Origin of the sequence: Frankia nepalensis (assembly GCF_016786325.1) — a bacterium.
Taxonomy (GTDB): Bacteria; Actinomycetota; Actinomycetes; order Frankiales; family Frankiaceae; genus Pseudofrankia; species Pseudofrankia nepalensis.
On sequence record NZ_JADWYU010000159.1, the window covers coordinates 1 to 16788 of the forward strand.

General features: G+C 74.0%; 15 protein-coding genes. 5 read left to right on the plus strand and 10 right to left on the minus strand.

What is annotated here, in order from left to right; genetic code table 11:
• Positions 1-46 precede the first annotated feature (46 nt).
• Positions 47-796, minus strand: coding sequence for an enoyl-CoA hydratase-related protein (locus tag I6A81_RS24860; RefSeq protein ID WP_203007104.1), 750 nt, complete (start codon positions 794-796; stop codon positions 47-49).
• 448 nt (positions 797-1244) lie between these two features.
• On the opposite strand from I6A81_RS24860, the gene I6A81_RS24865 reads away from it, so the two are divergent.
• On the plus strand, positions 1245-2771 hold the full coding sequence (locus I6A81_RS24865; protein WP_203007103.1) for a class I adenylate-forming enzyme family protein: 1527 nt from the start codon (positions 1245-1247) through the stop codon (positions 2769-2771).
• Positions 2772-2887: 116 nt separating this feature from the next.
• On the opposite strand, the gene I6A81_RS24870 is transcribed toward I6A81_RS24865, so the two are convergent.
• The 6 genes from I6A81_RS24870 to I6A81_RS24895 form a co-directional block, all read right to left on the minus strand.
• Entirely contained in the window at positions 2888-3961 is a 1074-nt protein-coding gene (locus tag I6A81_RS24870; RefSeq protein ID WP_238438413.1) for a hypothetical protein, read from the minus strand.
• A gap of 229 nt (positions 3962-4190) precedes the next feature.
• Positions 4191-4916, minus strand: coding sequence for a TetR/AcrR family transcriptional regulator (locus I6A81_RS24875; RefSeq protein WP_203007102.1), 726 nt, complete (start codon positions 4914-4916; stop codon positions 4191-4193).
• Positions 4917-5104: 188 nt separating this feature from the next.
• Positions 5105-6736, minus strand: coding sequence for an AMP-binding protein (locus tag I6A81_RS24880; protein WP_238430836.1), 1632 nt, complete (start codon positions 6734-6736; stop codon positions 5105-5107).
• Between the two features lies 1 nt (position 6737).
• Positions 6738-7589, minus strand: a complete 852-nt coding sequence (locus I6A81_RS24885) for an SDR family oxidoreductase (RefSeq protein ID WP_203007101.1) — start codon at positions 7587-7589, stop codon at positions 6738-6740.
• A 149-nt stretch (positions 7590-7738) separates the two neighbouring features.
• Positions 7739-8854, minus strand: a complete 1116-nt coding sequence (locus tag I6A81_RS24890; RefSeq protein WP_203007100.1) for an NDMA-dependent alcohol dehydrogenase — start codon at positions 8852-8854, stop codon at positions 7739-7741.
• Between the two features lie 597 nt (positions 8855-9451).
• Complete coding sequence (locus I6A81_RS24895) at positions 9452-9685, minus strand: helix-turn-helix transcriptional regulator (protein WP_307874891.1); 234 nt, start codon at positions 9683-9685, stop codon at positions 9452-9454.
• A gap of 90 nt (positions 9686-9775) precedes the next feature.
• Between I6A81_RS24895 and I6A81_RS24900 the strand changes: the two genes are divergently transcribed.
• The 4 genes from I6A81_RS24900 to I6A81_RS24915 all read left to right on the plus strand — a co-directional run bounded on the left by I6A81_RS24900 (position 9776) and on the right by I6A81_RS24915 (position 12305).
• Entirely contained in the window at positions 9776-10063 is a 288-nt protein-coding gene (locus I6A81_RS24900; RefSeq protein ID WP_203007099.1) for a hypothetical protein, read from the plus strand.
• 107 nt (positions 10064-10170) lie between these two features.
• Complete coding sequence (locus I6A81_RS24905; RefSeq protein WP_238438685.1) at positions 10171-10716, plus strand: hypothetical protein; 546 nt, start codon at positions 10171-10173, stop codon at positions 10714-10716.
• 109 nt (positions 10717-10825) lie between these two features.
• Entirely contained in the window at positions 10826-11614 is a 789-nt protein-coding gene (locus I6A81_RS24910; RefSeq protein ID WP_203008449.1) for a class I SAM-dependent methyltransferase, read from the plus strand.
• A 205-nt stretch (positions 11615-11819) separates the two neighbouring features.
• Positions 11820-12305 (plus strand): pyridoxamine 5'-phosphate oxidase family protein, encoded by a 486-nt coding sequence (locus I6A81_RS24915; RefSeq protein ID WP_203008447.1) that lies wholly within the window; start codon positions 11820-11822, stop codon positions 12303-12305.
• 51 nt (positions 12306-12356) lie between these two features.
• Here the strand turns inward: I6A81_RS24915 and I6A81_RS24920 are convergent, their stop codons facing one another.
• The 3 genes from I6A81_RS24920 to I6A81_RS24930 form a co-directional block, all read right to left on the minus strand.
• Entirely contained in the window at positions 12357-13205 is an 849-nt protein-coding gene (locus I6A81_RS24920) for a sterol desaturase family protein (RefSeq protein WP_203008564.1), read from the minus strand.
• Positions 13206-13449: 244 nt separating this feature from the next.
• The gene (locus I6A81_RS24925) at positions 13450-15084 is read right to left on the minus strand and encodes an amidohydrolase family protein (protein ID WP_203006580.1); all 1635 of its coding nucleotides are present in this window, start codon (positions 15082-15084) and stop codon (positions 13450-13452) included.
• On the minus strand, positions 15078-16787 hold the full coding sequence (locus I6A81_RS24930) for a CoA transferase (protein WP_203010319.1): 1710 nt from the start codon (positions 16785-16787) through the stop codon (positions 15078-15080). The genes I6A81_RS24925 and I6A81_RS24930 overlap by 7 nt, the downstream gene beginning before the upstream one ends.
• Position 16788 lies beyond the last annotated feature (1 nt).

Genomic DNA, 16788 nt, shown 5'->3' on the forward strand with positions numbered 1-16788 from the left:
GTCGCGGACCCGCGCGGGACGACGGGGGCAGAGCCCACGGTGTGGGTCAGCGGCCGACCCAGTTGGGCTTGCGCTTCTGCGCGAACGCGGTCGCGCCCTCCTTGGCGTCCTCACTGGCGAAGACCGGCGCGACGGCCTTGCCGATGGCGTCCCAGTCGCCCGCGGGGACCTCGCCGACCATCAGTGCCTTGGTGCACTGGACGGCGAGCGGGCCGTTGTCCGCGATCGCCTCCGCGAGCTCGAGCGCGGTCGTCAGCACGTCGGCCGCCGGCACGACCCGGCTGACCAGGCCCACCTCGTAGAGGCGGGAGGCCAGGACCGGCTTGCCGGTCAGGCCCAGCTCGAGCGCGAACGAGAGCGGCACGCGGGTCGGCAGCCGGGTGCCGCCGCCGGCCGCGACGAGGCCGCGGCTGACCTCCGGCAGCCCGAACTTGGCGGTCTCGGCGGCGACGATCAGGTCGCAGAACAGCGCCAGCTCGAAGCCGCCGCCGACCGCGGTGCCGTTGACCGCCGCGATGACCGGCTTGGGGTAGGTCTGTCGCATGAAGATGCCGAGCCCGGGGCCCTGCACGTCCATGGCGCCCGGGGTCATGAACGCCTTGAGGTCCATGCCGGCGCAGAAGATCCTTTCGCCGGCCGCGGTGAGGATCAGCGCGCGGACGTCGTTGTCCTTCGCGGCCTCCTCGAAGGCGTAGCCGATCCCGGTCATGGTCGCGCCGTCGAGCGAGTTCCCGGCGTTCGGCCGGTTGATCGTGACGATGGTGACCGGTCCGCGCCGTTCGACGTCGACCGACATGGGCAGCTCCTTCGCGGGATGATGTGGCTCGGGCGCCATGGAATCACATTCTCATGTGGCGTAAAAGCGATACCGAATGCTGCAAGATGCGGTCTCGCTACTCGCCAGGAGTGGCGGCCGAAGGTCAATATGAAACCGAATTCTAGCGCCCAGTGCGGTGGCGGGCGGGTGAGGTTGGCCATGCCCGCTACCAGCCGGCACGTGTCGGCCGCGTGGGCCCCGGCATCCGGGTGGGCGCGCGGCGATCACGCGGCCGTCGCCCCTCGGTGCCCTGGTCCGTGCCATAGAACCTCGATCTGCCTCGCGCCCGCGGACCCGCCGGACCCGGGCCTGTGACGATCATTGCCAACGGTTGCACTGGCCGACCGCAAGATGCAAGCGTCTTACCACCGATGCCCGGAGCCGACGGCGTTGGCTTGTCTGTGGCCCTTGACGAGCGGGAGTATGGATGACGATCGCGATGCTGCTGGACATGGCCCGCGGTGCGTATGGGGAGCGAATCGCCCTGGGCTCGCGTTCCGGCGGCGGGCTGTCGTACGAGGAGGTCGGCGCCCGGGTGGCCGCCGGCGCCGCCGCGATCAAGGCTTCCGGAGCCGAGCGTATCGCTTTCATCGGTGTCAACGGGCCGGCGTTTCCCGTCGTCCTGTTCTCCGCCGCCTCGGCCGGGGTGCCGATCGCGCCGCTGAACTACCGGCTGTCCGCTGACCAGCTGCGCGGCCAGATCGCCCAGCTGGGCGCCGCGCTGGTCATCGCCGACGAGGTCTACCGCGACGCGGTCGCCGACGTCGAGGGGGTCGCCGGCGTCGTGACCACCGAGGAGTGGTTCGCCGCCACCGCCACGCCGGCACCCGACGCGGACCCGTTCGCCGACCTGGACCCGCCGGACGTCGACCCCGACGCGACCGGCGTCCTGCTGTTCACCAGCGGCACCACGTCCGCGCCCAAGCGGGTCATCCTGCGGCACTCGAACCTGATCTCCTACGTGCTGCAGACGGTCGAGTTCGCCTCCGCCGAGGAGGACGACGCGATCCTGGTGAGCGTCCCGCCCTACCACATCGCGGGCGTCGGCACGGTGCTGACGAACTTCTACTCCGGCCGCCGGGTGTGCTACCTGCCGAACTTCGACGCGCAGATCTGGCTGGACCTGGTCCGCGCCGAGCGGATCAGCAACGTGATGCTGGTGCCGACGATGCTGGTGCGCGTCGTCGAGGTGCTCGGCGGCAAGCCCGCGGACACCCCGTACCTGCGCTCGATCGCCTACGGCGGCGCCCGGATGCCCGGCCAGGTGCTCGAGGCCGCGCTCGCCGCGTTTCCGGACACCGGCTTCGTGAACGCCTATGGCCTGACGGAGACCAGCTCGACGATCGCCGTCCTCGGCCCGGATGACCACCGCGCGGCGTTCGCCAGCGACGACCCGGCGGTGCGTGCCCGCCTCGGCTCGGCCGGGCGGCCGGTGCCCGGGGTGGAGTTCCAGATCCGGGACGAGGCCGGCAACCTGGTCGGCGTCGGCGAGCCCGGCCTGCTGTGGGTGCGTGGCGAGCAGGTCTCCGGCGAGTACGAGGGCCTGGGCTCGGTGCTTGACGAGGAAGGCTGGTTCCCGACCAAGGACGGCGCCTACCTCGACGCCGACGGCTACGTCTTCATCACCGGCCGCAGCGACGACACCATCATCCGCGGCGGCGAGAACATCGCCCCCGCCGAGATCGAGGACGTCCTCGGCCGGCACCCGAAGCTGCGCGACGTCGCCGTCTTCGGAGCGCCCGACGACGTGTGGGGCCAGAAGATCGTCGCGGCCGTCGTCACGCTGGACGACGAGGCGGCGACGGTGGAGGAACTGCGCGACTACGTCCGCGCCCGCCTGCGCGGCTCCCGCACCCCCGACGAGGTCGTCTTCCTCGACGAGCTCCCCTACACCCCCACCGGCAAGCTGCTGCGCAACCAGGTGGCCCAGCTGGTGGCCGACCAGGCCTCCTGACGACCCGCCTGGCGTAGGCACCGCCCCGACGGCCGGCACGGACACTCCGCGCCGGCCGTCCGCGCGCTTCCGGCTACAGCGCGAGGGCGCACGAGCCGGTTGGGATGTCGTCCTCCCTAGGAGAGGACGTCGTCGATGGCGGTGGCGGTGGCGGCGCGGCGGAGCCAGATACCGAGCTGATCGAGGTCGGCGCAGGCCTGGATGCGCTCGCGAGCCGTCTCGGGTACATGGACGGCGCGCGCCGCGAGCACGGCAAGCACGCTCTCGGCCTCGCCTTCTGCCTTGCCTTCGACCTTGCCCTCTGCCTTGCCGTCGGACCAGGCCTGGCGGAGGAAGTTGCTGCGGTACTCAGTGCCGATGGTGCTGGTCATGAAGAGCTCCCAACGTGCTCGGGCATCCGGAGACAGGCCCATCACGATCATCTCATGGTAAGCGTTGGCCTTCCTGGGGCTGACCGTGCGCAGCATCTCGACGAGGGCAGGGAAGGCGGTATCAATGTCGGCGTCGTTGCTGTGGCACAGCGTCGCGAGGACCGCTTCGGATGGTCGCTCCTGGGCGAGCTTGCTGTCGACGACGAGCGGGACGTCGTCCGGTGTGAAGATGAACGGCCGCAGCCGAAGCACCAGCCCGCCGGTGGCGAACATGCGCTCATACCGCCCGGCGATCACCTTGTCCGGACAGTAGAGCAGGAGCGCCACCGGGACCAGCAGCTCGGCCTGCAACGCGGCGACGTAGAGGGGCATGGTCCACTTCTTGCCGGCGTCCCAGGCGCGTTGCACCTCCAGGACGGCCGCGGCCTTGGCCTTGTCGGCCGCGTCGCAGAGCACGGTCATGCCGTCGGCCCGGAAGCTGCGCGGTTCCAGGATCTGAACGTCGGTGGGATGCGGCCGGGCATGGTGGAAGCCAGGCACCTTGAGACCGAAGTGCCGCGTGAGCAGTGTGGCGACCAGGTCAGGGTCCTCTCTGACGAGCGCGATGGGCGACTCGTGTTCACCACTGGGCATGGCGATCAAGATATGGGCGAAATATCCGAAACTGGCGGCGGTGCCACATCGAGACCACTTGCCAAATTTCAGAGGCTCTGGTAAGCGCTCGTCGAGCGCAGGGCGTCCGCCAGAGCTTTCCAGCGGCCCTGGATCCCTCTCGCAGATCTTGTTCGCGGAACCCGGAACGCCGATCCGTGCACACATCCGCCGATCATGGGTCGGCAGTGGCCTTGACCGTCTCCTTGACCATCGGTTCTGTGCGCGGTTCGGCGAATCATGTCCGCTTTGTCCCCGAGTTCCGGACACATCTGGTGATCTACGGTCCAGGCCGGGCGGGGGCGGGCTGGAGATCACCGGATGTGTGCGTGGATCGGCGCGTTTCGGGATCCGTCCGCAAGGTCCGTGAAGGTGCCGTGGGCGTGCCGCCCGCGGGCTAGCCGGCGGCCTTGAGGCCTGTGGGGGCCGGGGCCTTCGCGTCGGGCCGGTCGGCGGGGCCGGCGACGGCGGCGCAGAACTCGATCAGGTGGCGGCACTCGGTCTCGGTGGGGACCGTGCCCGCGACGACGTGGCGGGCGAGCGCGCCGATCACGGCGTACTGGACGACCCGCGCGTCCAGCTCGGGGTGGACCCGGCCGGCGGCGGCGAAGGGGGCGATCAACAGGTCGCCGAGCTGGTCGTCGAGGACGGCGCGGCCGGGCTGCGCGAGGCCGGTGACGGACAGGCGGGACAGCGCGGCGTCCTTGCGCGTGGGGTCCGGGCGGGCGACGGGCGCGAGCAGGCCCTCGACCCAGGCGGCGACCTGGTCGACCGGGTCGGCGTGCTTGGCCATCTGGTGGCGCAGGTAGGAGCGGGTGCGCAGGATGCCGCGTTCCATGACGGCGTGCAGCAGGTCGTTCTTGCCGGCGAAGTACCGGTAGAAGGTCTGGTTGGACGTGCCGGCCTCGGCGACGATGTCGGACACGCGCGGCTCGGCGGGGGCCACCCGCTCCACGACGCGCATCGCGGCGTCGAGGATCTGCTCGATCTCGTCGATCGCGTCCTGCTGCGCGCGCCCCAGCGCCCGGTCGACCGCGGCCTTCACCGAGCCGGGCATCTGTTCCCAGTCCACCCCGCCAGTGTGCCGCGCCGCACGGCCGGTCTGAGCACTGGTCGTCGCCATGAGCAAAATATAGTTCCGCGAATCGCGAAACTCCATTCTGTGGCGACCTCAACCGCCGTATGACCCTCGGCGAGGGCCATACGGCGCGTCCGCCGCCGCCCCGGTCCCGCGCCGCCTGCCGGGCCGGCCCCGAGCTGGGCTTCCGCGAGCGGCCCACGACACCCGGCCAGGACCGTCCGCCCGCGTGGTCAGCCGGCGGTGGCCGGGGCTGTCTGCTCCAGGCGTTCGAGCGCCCACTCGCGCAGCGTCGCCTTGGCGACCTTCTCGAGGGTCGCGCGGGGCAGCGCGTCGACGATGTACACCGCGCGCGGCACCTTGAAGTCCGCGAGCGACCCCCGGCACTGCTCGACGATCCGCTCCTTCAACGCCTCCAGATCGGCCGGCGCCGGCTCGGCGAGCGTGACGAAGGCGACCGGGACCTCCTGGCGGACCGGGTCCGGCTGGGCCACGACCCCGGACTCCGCCACCCCGGGCACCTGGTTGACGACCCGCTCGATCTCGGCGGCGGCCACGTTCTCGCCGCTGACCTTGAGCATGTCCTTGGACCGGCTGGCGAAGCGGACCGCCCCGGTGGGCAGCAGCGTCACCTCGTCGCCGGTCCGGAAGTAGCCGTCGGCGTCGAAAGCAGCGGAGGTGGCGGCAGCATCGCCGAGGTAGCCGGCGAACAGCGACAGGCCGCGCACGCCGCCCACCCGCAGCTCGCCGGTCTCGCCGAAGCCGACGTCCCGGTCGTCGGCGAGCCGGATGCGCACGTCGTAGCCGGGCGCCGGCCGGCCGATCGCGCCGGGTTGCGCCTCCGGAGCGTCCGGCTCGCCGACGATGACGGTGGTGACCACCTCGGTCATGCCCCAGGCGCTGAACAGCCGCAGCCTGAACAACTGCTCGAGTGGCGGCATCTCCAGGCCGAAGATCCAGCTGCGGTAGGTGTGCTCGGGCACCGGCATCCGGGGCAGGACCTGGATCATGACGCCGACCATGCCGCTGACCGTGCATCCGTGCCGGATCGAGGTGTCCCAGAACCGGCTGGTGGACCACTTCGGCACCAGGACGACCGTGCCGCCGACCCACAGGGTCGGCAGCAGCTGCCAGGTCAGCGCGTGGGTGTGGAACAGCGGCGCGAACACGAACATCCGGTCGTCCGGGCGCAGCTTCCAGTGCGCGGAGCCGGTGCGGGCCGCCCACAGCGCGTTGGCATGGGTGTAGAGGACGGCCTTCGGCCGGGCGGTGGTGCCGGAGGTCAGCTGCACGGACAGCGGGGTGGCCGGGTCCGCCGGGCGCGGGGCGAGCGTCGCCGGGTCGGCGCGCAGGTCCGGGACCAGCCCGGTCTCCGGGTCGAGCAGGACGCGCCAGCCGAGCCGGGCGACCGTCGCGCTGTCGGCGAGGCCGAGGCGGGCGTCGGTGACGATGCCGACGGCGCCGGTGAGGCCGATCGCGTGGGCCAGCTCGTCCTCGACGTAGCGGGTGTTCACGTCGACGGCGATCGCGCCGAGACGGGCACAGGCGAACCAGACGTGCAGGAAGGCGGGGCTGTTGTCCAGGTGCAGGATCACCGCGTCGCCCGGCCTGACGCCGCGGGCGGCGAGCCCGGCGGCGGTCGCCGCGACGTCGCGGGCGAACTCGGCGTAGGTCCAGGTCGCTGCCAGCCCTTCCGGCGGGTCCCAGATCAGGAACGGGTGGTCGCCGCGCAGGCGTACCCGGTCCGCCAGCAGCGTCGACACGTCCATCGCGACGAACGGGTGCAGCGGTGGCAGGACCACCTGGCGGGCGTCGATGCCGGCGCCGTCCGGGTGGACGCCGCTCAGGGCGTTACCGGCGGTCATGTCAGCCCTTCTCGGCGACGAGGCCGCGCAATCCGTCGGCGCCGAACAACGGCCCGAGCAGCGGCGAGAAGTCGGGTCCGCGGCGCAGGCAGTGCCCGCCGTCGATATTGATCACCTGGCCGGTGAGCCACCTCGACTCGGGGCCGACCAGGAAACGGATCAGGTCGGCGACCTCCTCCGGCTCGCCGGGCCGCCCCAGCGGGGTGCACCGCCGGTAGTCCTCGAGTACCTCGGGCGTGGTGAAGATGGCCTCGACCAGGTCGGTGCGGATCAGCCCGGGACGCACGCAGTTGACCCGGACCCCGCTCGCGCCCAGCTCGTCGGCGGCGAGCTGGCACAGGTGGTCGACGCCGGCCTTGGACACGCCGTAGGGACCGAACCAGCGGTGGGTGTTGCTGGCGGCGATCGACGAGACGCCGACGATGGATCCGCGTCCGGCGCGGGCCATCGGCCGGGCGCCGTACTTGATGGCCAGAAGTGTGCCGGTGACGTTGAGGTCCATCGTCTCGCGCCACTTGGCGACGTCGATCTGGGTCAGCGGGCCCATGGCGGTGTTGCCGCCGGCGACGGCGACGACCGCGTCGAGCCCGCCGGTGATCGCGCAGGCGGCGTCGACCGCGCCGGCGACGTCGTCCTCGACGGTCACGTCGGCGACGACGTAGCGGATCTCGGCGCCGGCCGCGGCGACCGCCTCGAGCTGCTTCGCCGCGTCGGTGAGGCGGCTCTCGGTCCGTCCGCAGATCAGCACGTTCGACCCGTCGGCCGCGAGCTTCTTCGCGACCGCGAGCCCGATACCGCTACCGCCCCCGGTGACCAGGGCCGTCGAGCCTTCCAAGGGTCTTGGCGCAGCCATCGGCGTCCTCAACTCTCCCGTCGGTGAAGAACCGGCACAGTCAGCGGCGGCGGGTCCCCGCCCGGCGGGCCGTGCCCTGGCTGACGGCCCGCGGCCGTCGACGCCTGGTGGGCCCGCCGGACCGATGCCCTCGGCCGGGGCGGGGCGGGCTAGTAGACCAGCGCGCCGCGCACGATGCGGCCCGCTTCCAGGTCGGCGTACCCCTCGTTGACCTGGTCGAGGCTGTAGGTCTTGGTGACCAGCTCGTCGATCTTGAGAATCCCGGCGCGGTACAGGTCGAGCAGCCTCGGGATCTGCACCCGCGGGCTCTGCGAGCCATACAGGCAGCCGCGGACGTCCTTGTTCATCATCGCGAGCATGAACAGGTTGACGTCGGCCTGCGCCTGCACCATCGGCGCGACCGACGTGATCACACAGGTGCCGCCCTTGGCGGTAAGGGTGAGCGCCGGCTCCAGCAGGTTGCCGAGCATCACGCCGAAGGTGCAGATCACCGCGTCGCACATCCGGCCGGCGGTGAGCCCGCCGACGCCCGCGATCGCCTCGTCGAGGGAGGCGAAGGTGTGCGTCGCGCCGAAGCGCACCGCCTGCTCGCGCTTGAACTCGACCGGGTCGACGGCGATGATCCGGCTCGCTCCGGCGATCTTCGCGCCCTGGACGGCGTTGATCCCGATGCCACCGACGCCGAGGACCGCGACCGTGTCGCCGGCCTTGACCTCGGCGCGGTTGACGACCGAGCCGAATCCGGTGGCCACCCCGCAGGAGACCAGCGCGACCGCGGTCCACGGGATGTCCCGGTCGACCTTGACGACGCTCGACTCGGCCAGCAGCTGGTACTCGGAGAACGTGCCGAGCTGGCTGTAACGGGCGACCGGTTCGTCCCCGTACCGGTGGGCCACCCGGCCGTCGGTGATCATTCCGAGGTCGAACAGCTTCGCGCCGAGGTCGCAGATGTAGGCCCGGCCGCTCCGGCAGGGCGGACACACCCCGCAGGACGGGATGAACGACATCGCCACATGGTCGCCCGGCGCGACCGACGTGACACCCTCGCCGACCGCGACGACCTCGGCGGCACCCTCATGGCCGCAGATCACCGGGTAATGCGGCATCGGCATGTCGCCGGTGCGGGCGTGCTCGTCGGAGTGACACAGGCCGGTCGCCTTCATCTGGACGAGGACCTCGCCCGCCCGCGGCTCGTCCAGCTCGACCGTCTCGATCTTGTAGTCCTGTCCGGGTCCGAACAGGAGCGCCGCCCGTGTGCTGACCATGCCCGCCGTCCTTCCATGAGCTGCGCGGCCGCGTTCCGCGCGCACGCGGCTCCCGGCACTCGCCCGAGGGTCCGTCCGGGGCGCCAGAGCGTCCCGGAGAGGAAGTGTTCTGACGACTAGTCAGAACTGGCGCATTCTGTCACTCGCGCGCGACATGGCGCACGCTCTTGCCTGCCCGCCTCGCCAGCCGAGGCCCGTCCGCGCCGACGCGGAGCGGCGGCCCCGGGGTGGCGGCCGGTTCTCGGGGAAAGGCGCGTGCTCCGCGCCCCGCGACTCGTGTTGAATATCGTTTTCAATATACATTGTCGGATCTTAGGTTGGCGAGCGAACGGCCGCCACAGCCCTGGCCCGGGCGGAAAGGCTCCGGGCGGGCGTGGGCTTCCAGGGCGACGGCCGCGGGCGGGCCGGGAGCTCGTTGGTCCGGGCGGGCTGGCGCCACCTCGGCCAGGTCTCGACCAGTCCCGGGCCGCGCCGTCGGCCGGCACCGGCGAAGGGGCGACGGTGGCGCGGTCCGGGGCGCGCGTTCTGACCGGCGCGTCGGGCGCGCCACCCGCGGAGGGCGGGGGAGCGACGGGGTGAACGTCGCCAGGCGCGGCGCTAGGGGTGGTCGGCGTCTGCCTCGTCGCCCTCGTCGCCGCTCGCGTCCTCGGGGAGGGCGTCGGGACGGTGGACGGCCAGCCATGAGTCGATGTCCGCCTTGCGCCAGATGCGCATGTGGTCGGCGGTGCCGGCTGGGACCGGGAAGTTGCGGCGCCTGGTGAGTTGATAAGCCCGGGTTCGGGACACTTTCAGCCGCCTCATCAGGTAGCCGATGGTCACGAAGCTCTCCACGCCGCGGACGCTAAGACTGATGGGTGCAACACTGTTGGCTACGGCAGTGGTGGGAGCGTCAGGAGAAGCCATGGAGAACCAGGAACAGCCATGGAGAACCAGGAACAGAGGTACGGCCAGGAGCAGACGGCCGGGCGCGGGCGCGACCCCGCGGCGCTCGTGACCGCGGGCGCCGCCGCCGACGGCGAGGACGAGGACGCTTGGGACGCCCAGGACGACGCCGAAGCCCAGGAGGACGCCGAAGCCCAGGAGGACGCCGAAGCCCAGGACGAGGACGAAGCCCAGGACGACGCCGAGGAGGACCTGGGCGCGGCCTTCTTCTGGCCATCGGCGGCGCAGGACGGGCCCACGCGGCCTTGGCGGTCGCTGTTTCGCTGACCGCTCTGGCCGGCGTGGCCTGGGGTCAGGCGCCGCCGGCCGGGATCCGACAGACAGCTGGATCCGATGGACGGATGTCCGATGGACGGACGAAGGAGAGGACGGGGATGGGCACCGCGGCGCGGATCGTCATGCCGGACACCGGCGACACCCTGGGATCCGGGCACACCAGGCTGACGAACCTGGCGCTCCCGGACCGGGCGGGGCTGCTGCTGCAGCGCGCGCCGGAGATGGCGATGAGCCGTTCGGGCCGGCTGGTCGACCGGCGGTCGCGGTCGGTCGTCGGCGGAGTGCGGGCCGACCTGCACTTCGTGGAACTGCACCGGGGTGAGCTGGCTCGAGTGGCGCTCAGCATGGCGCGGCTGGCGTATGTGCGCTCCGTCGTGGTCTGCCCGGTGGGGGTGTCACCCGGGCGGACGGCGCTCGCGCTCGCCGTGGCCGGCCTGCTGCGCGACAGGCGGCCCGGCGAGGCGCCGGTGGTGACCTGCGCGGTGTGCCCGCCGCTGGGCGATGGCAGAACCGCGGTCCCGCACGAGGTCAGGGTGGACGTGGACGGACGGGTCCAGTACCGGCTCGTGTGGGAGGTGCTCGGCTGGGACCAGATTCCTGGCTGGCTGGCGGACCTGCGGCAGGCGGCCCGCGAGGACGGCTGAGGGTGGTCCGGGAGAATTCACCTGGTCCGTCCCTGGCCGGGCAGGGCGGACGTCCTCGCGCCGGTCGACCGGCGGCTGTCCGCGCCCGCGCACCGAAGGTGGTGGCCGAGTGCCCAGCAGTCCTTCGTCGTCCGTGGGCGGCGACGCGGTGGCCAACCGGGAGTTGTGGACCCAGACGAACGCCAAGTACACCGACGGCGCCGCCGACCGGGCCTGGGCGGAGGAGGAGATCAGCTGGGGAATCTTCGGGGTGCCGGACCGGGAGCTGGGCGTGCTCGGAGAGGTCGCGGGTCTCGACGTTGTCGAGCTGGGCTGCGGCACCGCCTACTTCTCGGCCTGGCTCGCGCGGCGCGGCGCGCGACCGGTCGGCGTGGACGTGACGCCGGCCCAGCTCGCGACGGCGCTGCGCTGCCAGCGGCGGTTCGGGTTGGAGTTCCCGCTCGTCGAGGCGGACGCCGCCGCGGTGCCGCTGCCCGACGCCGGGTTCGACCTGGCGCTGTCCGAGTACGGGGCGAGCCTGTGGTGCGAGCCGGAGCGCTGGGTGGCCGAGGCGGCCCGGCTGCTCCGGCCCGGCGGCCGGCTCGTCTTCCTCACCAACAGCGTGCAGGCGGCGCTGTGCGTGCCGGACGAGCCGGGCCTCGCGGGCGACCGCCTGCTGCGGGCGCAGCGCGCCATGTACCGGCAGGAGCTCCTCGACGGTGGCGTCGAGTTCCACCCGGGCCACGGCGACTGGATCCGGATCCTGCGCGCCCACGGCTTCGTGGTCGACGCCCTGCACGAGCTGTACGCGCCGGACGGCGCCGCCGACCATCCGCACTACGACGTCGCCTCCGCCGAGTGGGCCAGCCGCTGGCCGGTGGAAGACCTCTGGGTGGCCCATCTCGCCGGTCACTCGTGACGCCACGAATCCCGAGAGGGCGGCTACCGGTCGGCGGATCGAGGCTCACTGGGCCGGGCGACCGCCGAGGCCGTGGGCAAACGGACGGACGGCGTCCAGTTCGGGCGCCCGGTGGCTCCTGACACTAGTGTCAGGCGTGGTCCGCGACCCCCGAAGCCGGCGGGTCGGGACCGGTCAGCTGGGACGACGAAGGGACCACGGCGGGATGAGCCTCGAGGGCGCGACGAGTCAGCAGCGACGCGGCAAGCGGATCGCGATGTCCCCGGAGGAGGTCGACGCGTTCCTGCTCGACGCGCGCACCTGCCGGGTCTCGACGGTCGGTGCCGACGGTGCGCCGCACACGTCGGCCCTGTGGTTCGTCTGGGACGGCACGGCGCTGTGGCTGAACAGCGTCGGCAGGAGCCAGCGCTGGACGGATCTGGCCCGTGACCCGCGGGTGTCGGTCCTCATCGACGCGGGCCACGACTTCGGCGAGTTGCACGGCGTGGAGCTCACCGGGCGGGTCGAGGTCGTGGGCGAGGTGCCGCGCACCGGTGACCCGGCGGCCGCCGACCTGCTCACCACGCCCGAGAAGCTGTTCGGCGACAAGTACGCGAACGGGAAGTTCTTCTACGACGGCGGCCACGCCTGGCTGAAGCTCGTCCCCGAGAGGGTCGTCAGCTGGGACTTCCGCAAGATGCGCCGCGGCTGAGACCGGCCCGCGCGTGGCCGAGCCGTCGCCGGCGGCCCGCCGGCGACGGCGTCAGGCCGGGCGGGCCTCGGGGCGGACGGCGGTGGTCGACACCGGCACGGCGTCCCGAGCGGGGCTGGTGCGCAGCACGAGGTCGGCGACCGGGCTGGTGACGCCCAGCCAGTAGTGCTCGTTGCGGTAGTGGTGCAGCCGGTGCCCGCGCCACGCCCGGCGGTACAGCTCGGAGCGCGGCTGGTAGCCGGTGTGGATCAGGAAGTGGGTCCAGTCGTAGGCCAGCACCGCGGCGCCGACGCAGAACATCCCGGTGGCGAGCCGGGGCGAGCCGGCCGCGCCCGCGGCGAGCGCGACCGCGCCGCCGACGAGCACCTCCTGCGCCCGCAGGAACATCGAGTTCAGGTTCGCCGGGTCCCGGTGGTGCTGGGCGTGGCCCCAGCCGGCGCCCCGGTAGGTGGCGCTCCCGAGGCGGCTCTCCGGCGTCGCGTGCAGCACGTACCGGTGGAGGGACCACTCGACGAACGGCTGCGCGGCGGCGGCGCCGACCGCGACCACGGCGTCGGAGGCGCGGAAGTCGCCACGCACCGCCCGGGCCGCGCCGAGCGCCCCGACGACGCCGAGCAGCACCGGCGGGCGCGGATGGTCCAGGAACCGGCGCAGCGCCCCCGACAACGTGTCGACCTCGGTCGCCCGGCCATGCGGCCCCGGCGGGTCGACGAGCCGGACGAACCGGCGGTGCCCGTCCCGGGCCGCCGCGCGTGCCCGCGCCGCGCGGGCGGCGAGACCGCCTGGCCGTCCGGCGACAGTGGCCGGGTCCGGCCGCGACACCCCCACCGTGCCGACCAGCTGCGTGCCCAGGGCGCTCAGCCGGTGGGCGACGGACCCCGCGCCGAATCCGTTGACCATGCCGTGGACTTTACGTTGCCGGCAGGTGTCTGGCAGCGGGCCGTCCGGTAATAGGCACAACGGCGCCTAATCTCGGGCGGGCGGCGCCGCGCGCCTCGGCGGATCCAGCGCGCGGGCGGCGCGGCGGGCCGGGGCGGCCGTCGAGGCACCGGGACCCGACCCGCGGCGCGGCGGTTCGGGTCCCGGTGCCTCGGTTCGGATCGTGGTGCCTGGCTTCGGGGCGCGGTTCCCCGGCGGCCCGGCTTCAGCCGGCGCGGTGGACGACGGTGCCGGCGACCACGGTGAGGGCGGCGGGACCGGGGTCGAGGCGCGAGAGCACTGCCCGGCGAGGCTCGGCGAGCAGGCAGAGGTCGGCGGCGGCGCCGGGCACGAGCCGGCGGGGCGGGCCGCCCGGGTCGTCGAGGCCGCCCAGGTACAGCGCTAGCGCCCTGGCCGGGTCCAGCGCCTCGCCCGGGCCGAGGACCGCGCCGGACGGGGCCCGGCGGTGGACCGCCGCGCGCATCGACGCCCACGGATCGTCGCCGCCGAACGGGGCGTCCGTGCCGGCGGCGAGCGGGATGCCAGCGGCGAGCACGCCGGCGCACCGGTACAGCCACGGCAGATCGTCCGGGTCGACGTCGGCGAGGTAGGCGTCGCCGCGCTCGGCGACGAAGTGCGGCTGGGTGACCACGGTGAGACCGGCCGCCGCGACCGCCTCGGCCAGGTCGGGCGGCAGGACGGCCGCGTGCTCGATCCGGTCGCCGGGCCGCGCGCCGCCGCCCGCGTCCAGCGCGGCCAGCGCCAGCGCCAGCTGGACCCGGGTCACGCAGTGGACCGCCACCCGCCGTCCCCGCGACCTGGCCGCGCGCACCGTCGCGGCCACCTCGTCGAGGTCCACCGGCGGGTCGTCGTCCAGCACGATCTTCACCGGTCCGAACGCCAACCGCGACGCCCCGGCGACCAGTCCAGCCGAGGGGTCGGCGGTGTCGCGTGCTGTCCATGATCGGGTGGGATTCTCCGGGTCATGGGCCGGAAAATCCCACCCGACCACAGATCCGGCGGTGAGATGAGCCGGGCCGGTCAGCCGGAGTCGCTGGGGGAGGGAGCCGTCGGCGAGGGCCGCGCGCAGGGTCGCGAGTTGCGCCGGGCCGGTGGTGGCGGTGGCGTCGGTGAGCCCGGTGACGCCGTAGCTCGCCAGCCGGGCGCCGACAACGGCGAGGTCCACCGGCCGCACCCTGCCCTCGGCTCCGGCCAGGGCGAGCAACTGGCCAAGCCGCGCATCCGACCGGAACAGCCGACCGTCCGGGGGCAACCCACCGTCCGCGGGCGACAGGCCGTCCGCGGGCGACGAGCCGTGAGCGGACGGCTGGTCTTCGGCGGCCCGCCAGGGCCCGCCAGCGGCGCCGGGTCCCGTGGCGCCGGGTCCCGTGGCGCCACGTCCGGCCGCGGCGCGCAGCGCGGCGAGGGCGGCCGAGTTGAGCACCCACAGCGCGCCGGACCGGTGCTGCACCCGCGCCGGGACGTCGGCGACGATCCGGTCGAGCGCGTGGCGGTCGAGATCCCCGGCGACGGACTCGTGGTAGCCGACCGCGCGTACCCAGCCTCCGGGCGGCGTGGCCGCGGCGGCGGCCCGCAGCGCGCGCGCCAGCTCCGCCTCGGTGCGCACCGCCGGCGGGCCGACGGGCACCGACGAGGCCAGCGCGGCGAGCGCCAGCAGGTGGATGTGGTGGTCGTGCAGGCCGGGCAGCAACATCCCGCCCCGGGCGTCGACCACCTCCTCGCCTGGCCGCGGCCGAAGGTCCTCGCGGTCGCGGCCGTCACCCACGGCTGTGACGAGCCCGCCGTCGACCCGAACCGCCTGGCCGCCCCGTCCGTCGATCTCCGCGTCGACGATCAGCATGACGACCCGCCGGCGGCCGGGCCGGCGAGCAGCCGGGCGTTGTCGTGACCGGGCGGGAAGGCCTGCGCGGCGGGTACCCGCATCCGGGGCGCAGCGACGGCGAGCGGCGGCTGCCCCCGGAGGGCGGGCCGGGCCGTCGGGTCGCGCTCCGGCAGGGCCGGCCGGCCGGCGAGCAGCGAGCCGACCGCCTCGCGCAAGGCGATGTCGACGTGGTGGCCGCCGCCGGCGAGCAGGCTCGCGAGCGCCGCCGCGGCGGCGAGGACGCCGGTGACCGGGTCGGCGACCGCGTCGGCGAGGAAGACGGGGCGGCCCGCCGCGTCGACGGCGACGGCGCCCGCGGCGGCCGCCGCGTCGTCGCCGAAGGCCGGGCGCTGCCGCCACGGCCCGGTCCTGCCGTGACCGGTGATGCTGACCCAGGTCAGGCGCGGGTTGCGGGCGATCATGGCGGCGGGGTCGATGCCCAGCTGGTCGAGCGCGCGTGGGCGGGACGCCTCAAGGACGACGTCCGCGCGCTGGATCAGCCGGACGAGCTCGGCCCGGCCGCCGGCGGAGCGCAGGTCGACGACGACGCTCGCGTGTCCGGCGTGCAGCAGGTCGTAGAACGCCGCCGGCCCCTGGCGGGCGCCGTCGAGCCGGCCGGCACCCTCCACCTTGACCACCCGGCCGCCCGCCAGCCCCAGCAGATGCGCGCACAGTGGCCCCGCCCACAGCGAGGACAGGTCGACGACGGTGAACCCGTCGCGTGGCCCGCGCTGGGCGCCGGCCTCGCCCCGGCCCGTGACGGCGTCGGGCGGGCGGCCGTCGACCAGGAACGGCGCGAACGGGAACCGCTGGCCGCGGGCCAGCGCCTGCTCGTCGGCCGCCGCCCTCGCCGGGTCGACGACCAGGGCGACCGGCAGCCCGAGCAGCTCGGCCCGCTCGACGAGCGCCGCGGCCGCCCGGTCGGCGACGGCGGCCGCGATCGCGCTCCAGGGACGGACCGTCCCGATGGCGCGGCTCGCCGGCTGGCCGCCGTCCCCGGCCGGGCCGGGGCCGCCGGCTGGGCGGGGGTCGCCGGCCCGTGGGCCGGGGCCGCTCCGCTCGGTGACCGGGCGCGCCTCGGCGGGGCGGTTTTCGTCGGCATGGTCGTCGTCGGCCGGCGCGAGGTCGTCGCGCTCCAGCCAGGCCGGCAGCAGGTCGACGTCGTCGATCCGAGCCAGGTTGACCGCCAGCCAGCCGTCGGACGCCCGGACCAGCCGGGCCGCCCGGCCAGGGGAGAGGAGCCCACCCCTGGTGAGCCCGAGCGCGGCGGCCCGTTCGCCGAGCAGCTGTCCGGCGCTCGCCGGAGCGCCAGGGGGCGTGGCGGTGCTCGACGCCGCCGGATACTCGGCGCCCGGCCGCCCCGCGCCGGCGACCGGGCGCCGGTCCGAGCCGTCCGACGCCGTGAGCGGGTGGCCGAGCTCGGCCGCGAGTGTCCGGATGACCGCGAGCGCGGCGTCCAGCCGGGCGACGAGCGGAACGGTCAGCCCGAGCGGTGGCCCGTCCGGGTGCCCGGTCAGCGCCATCGCCCCGCTCGCCGCCCAGCCCGGTTCGACGCCGTGTTCCCAGCCGGCGGCGTCGATCCGGCCCGCGCGCAGGTCGGCGGCCCAGTCGGTGAGCACGGCCGGCAGGGCCGCCCGCGTCCCGCTCGCCACCATCGTCACCGCCTCCCGAGTCCCATCCACC

Excerpts from the sequence above, each read along its gene's own strand:
- I6A81_RS24860 (WP_203007104.1), bottom strand. The coding sequence starts at position 796 with ATGTCGGTCGACGTCGAACGGCGCGGACCGGTCACCATCGTCACGATC.
- I6A81_RS24865 (WP_203007103.1), top strand. The coding sequence starts at position 1,245 with ATGACGATCGCGATGCTGCTGGACATGGCCCGCGGTGCGTATGGGGAG.
- I6A81_RS24870 (WP_238438413.1), bottom strand. The coding sequence starts at position 3,961 with ATGTGTGCACGGATCGGCGTTCCGGGTTCCGCGAACAAGATCTGCGAG.
- I6A81_RS24875 (WP_203007102.1), bottom strand. The coding sequence starts at position 4,916 with ATGGCGACGACCAGTGCTCAGACCGGCCGTGCGGCGCGGCACACTGGC.
- I6A81_RS24880 (WP_238430836.1), bottom strand. The coding sequence starts at position 6,736 with ATGACCGCCGGTAACGCCCTGAGCGGCGTCCACCCGGACGGCGCCGGC.
- I6A81_RS24885 (WP_203007101.1), bottom strand. The coding sequence starts at position 7,589 with ATGGCTGCGCCAAGACCCTTGGAAGGCTCGACGGCCCTGGTCACCGGG.
- I6A81_RS24890 (WP_203007100.1), bottom strand. The coding sequence starts at position 8,854 with ATGGTCAGCACACGGGCGGCGCTCCTGTTCGGACCCGGACAGGACTAC.
- I6A81_RS24900 (WP_203007099.1), top strand. The coding sequence starts at position 9,776 with ATGGAGAACCAGGAACAGAGGTACGGCCAGGAGCAGACGGCCGGGCGC.
- I6A81_RS24905 (WP_238438685.1), top strand. The coding sequence starts at position 10,171 with ATGGGCACCGCGGCGCGGATCGTCATGCCGGACACCGGCGACACCCTG.
- I6A81_RS24915 (WP_203008447.1), top strand. The coding sequence starts at position 11,820 with ATGAGCCTCGAGGGCGCGACGAGTCAGCAGCGACGCGGCAAGCGGATC.
- I6A81_RS24920 (WP_203008564.1), bottom strand. The coding sequence starts at position 13,205 with ATGGTCAACGGATTCGGCGCGGGGTCCGTCGCCCACCGGCTGAGCGCC.
- I6A81_RS24925 (WP_203006580.1), bottom strand. The coding sequence starts at position 15,084 with ATGCTGATCGTCGACGCGGAGATCGACGGACGGGGCGGCCAGGCGGTT.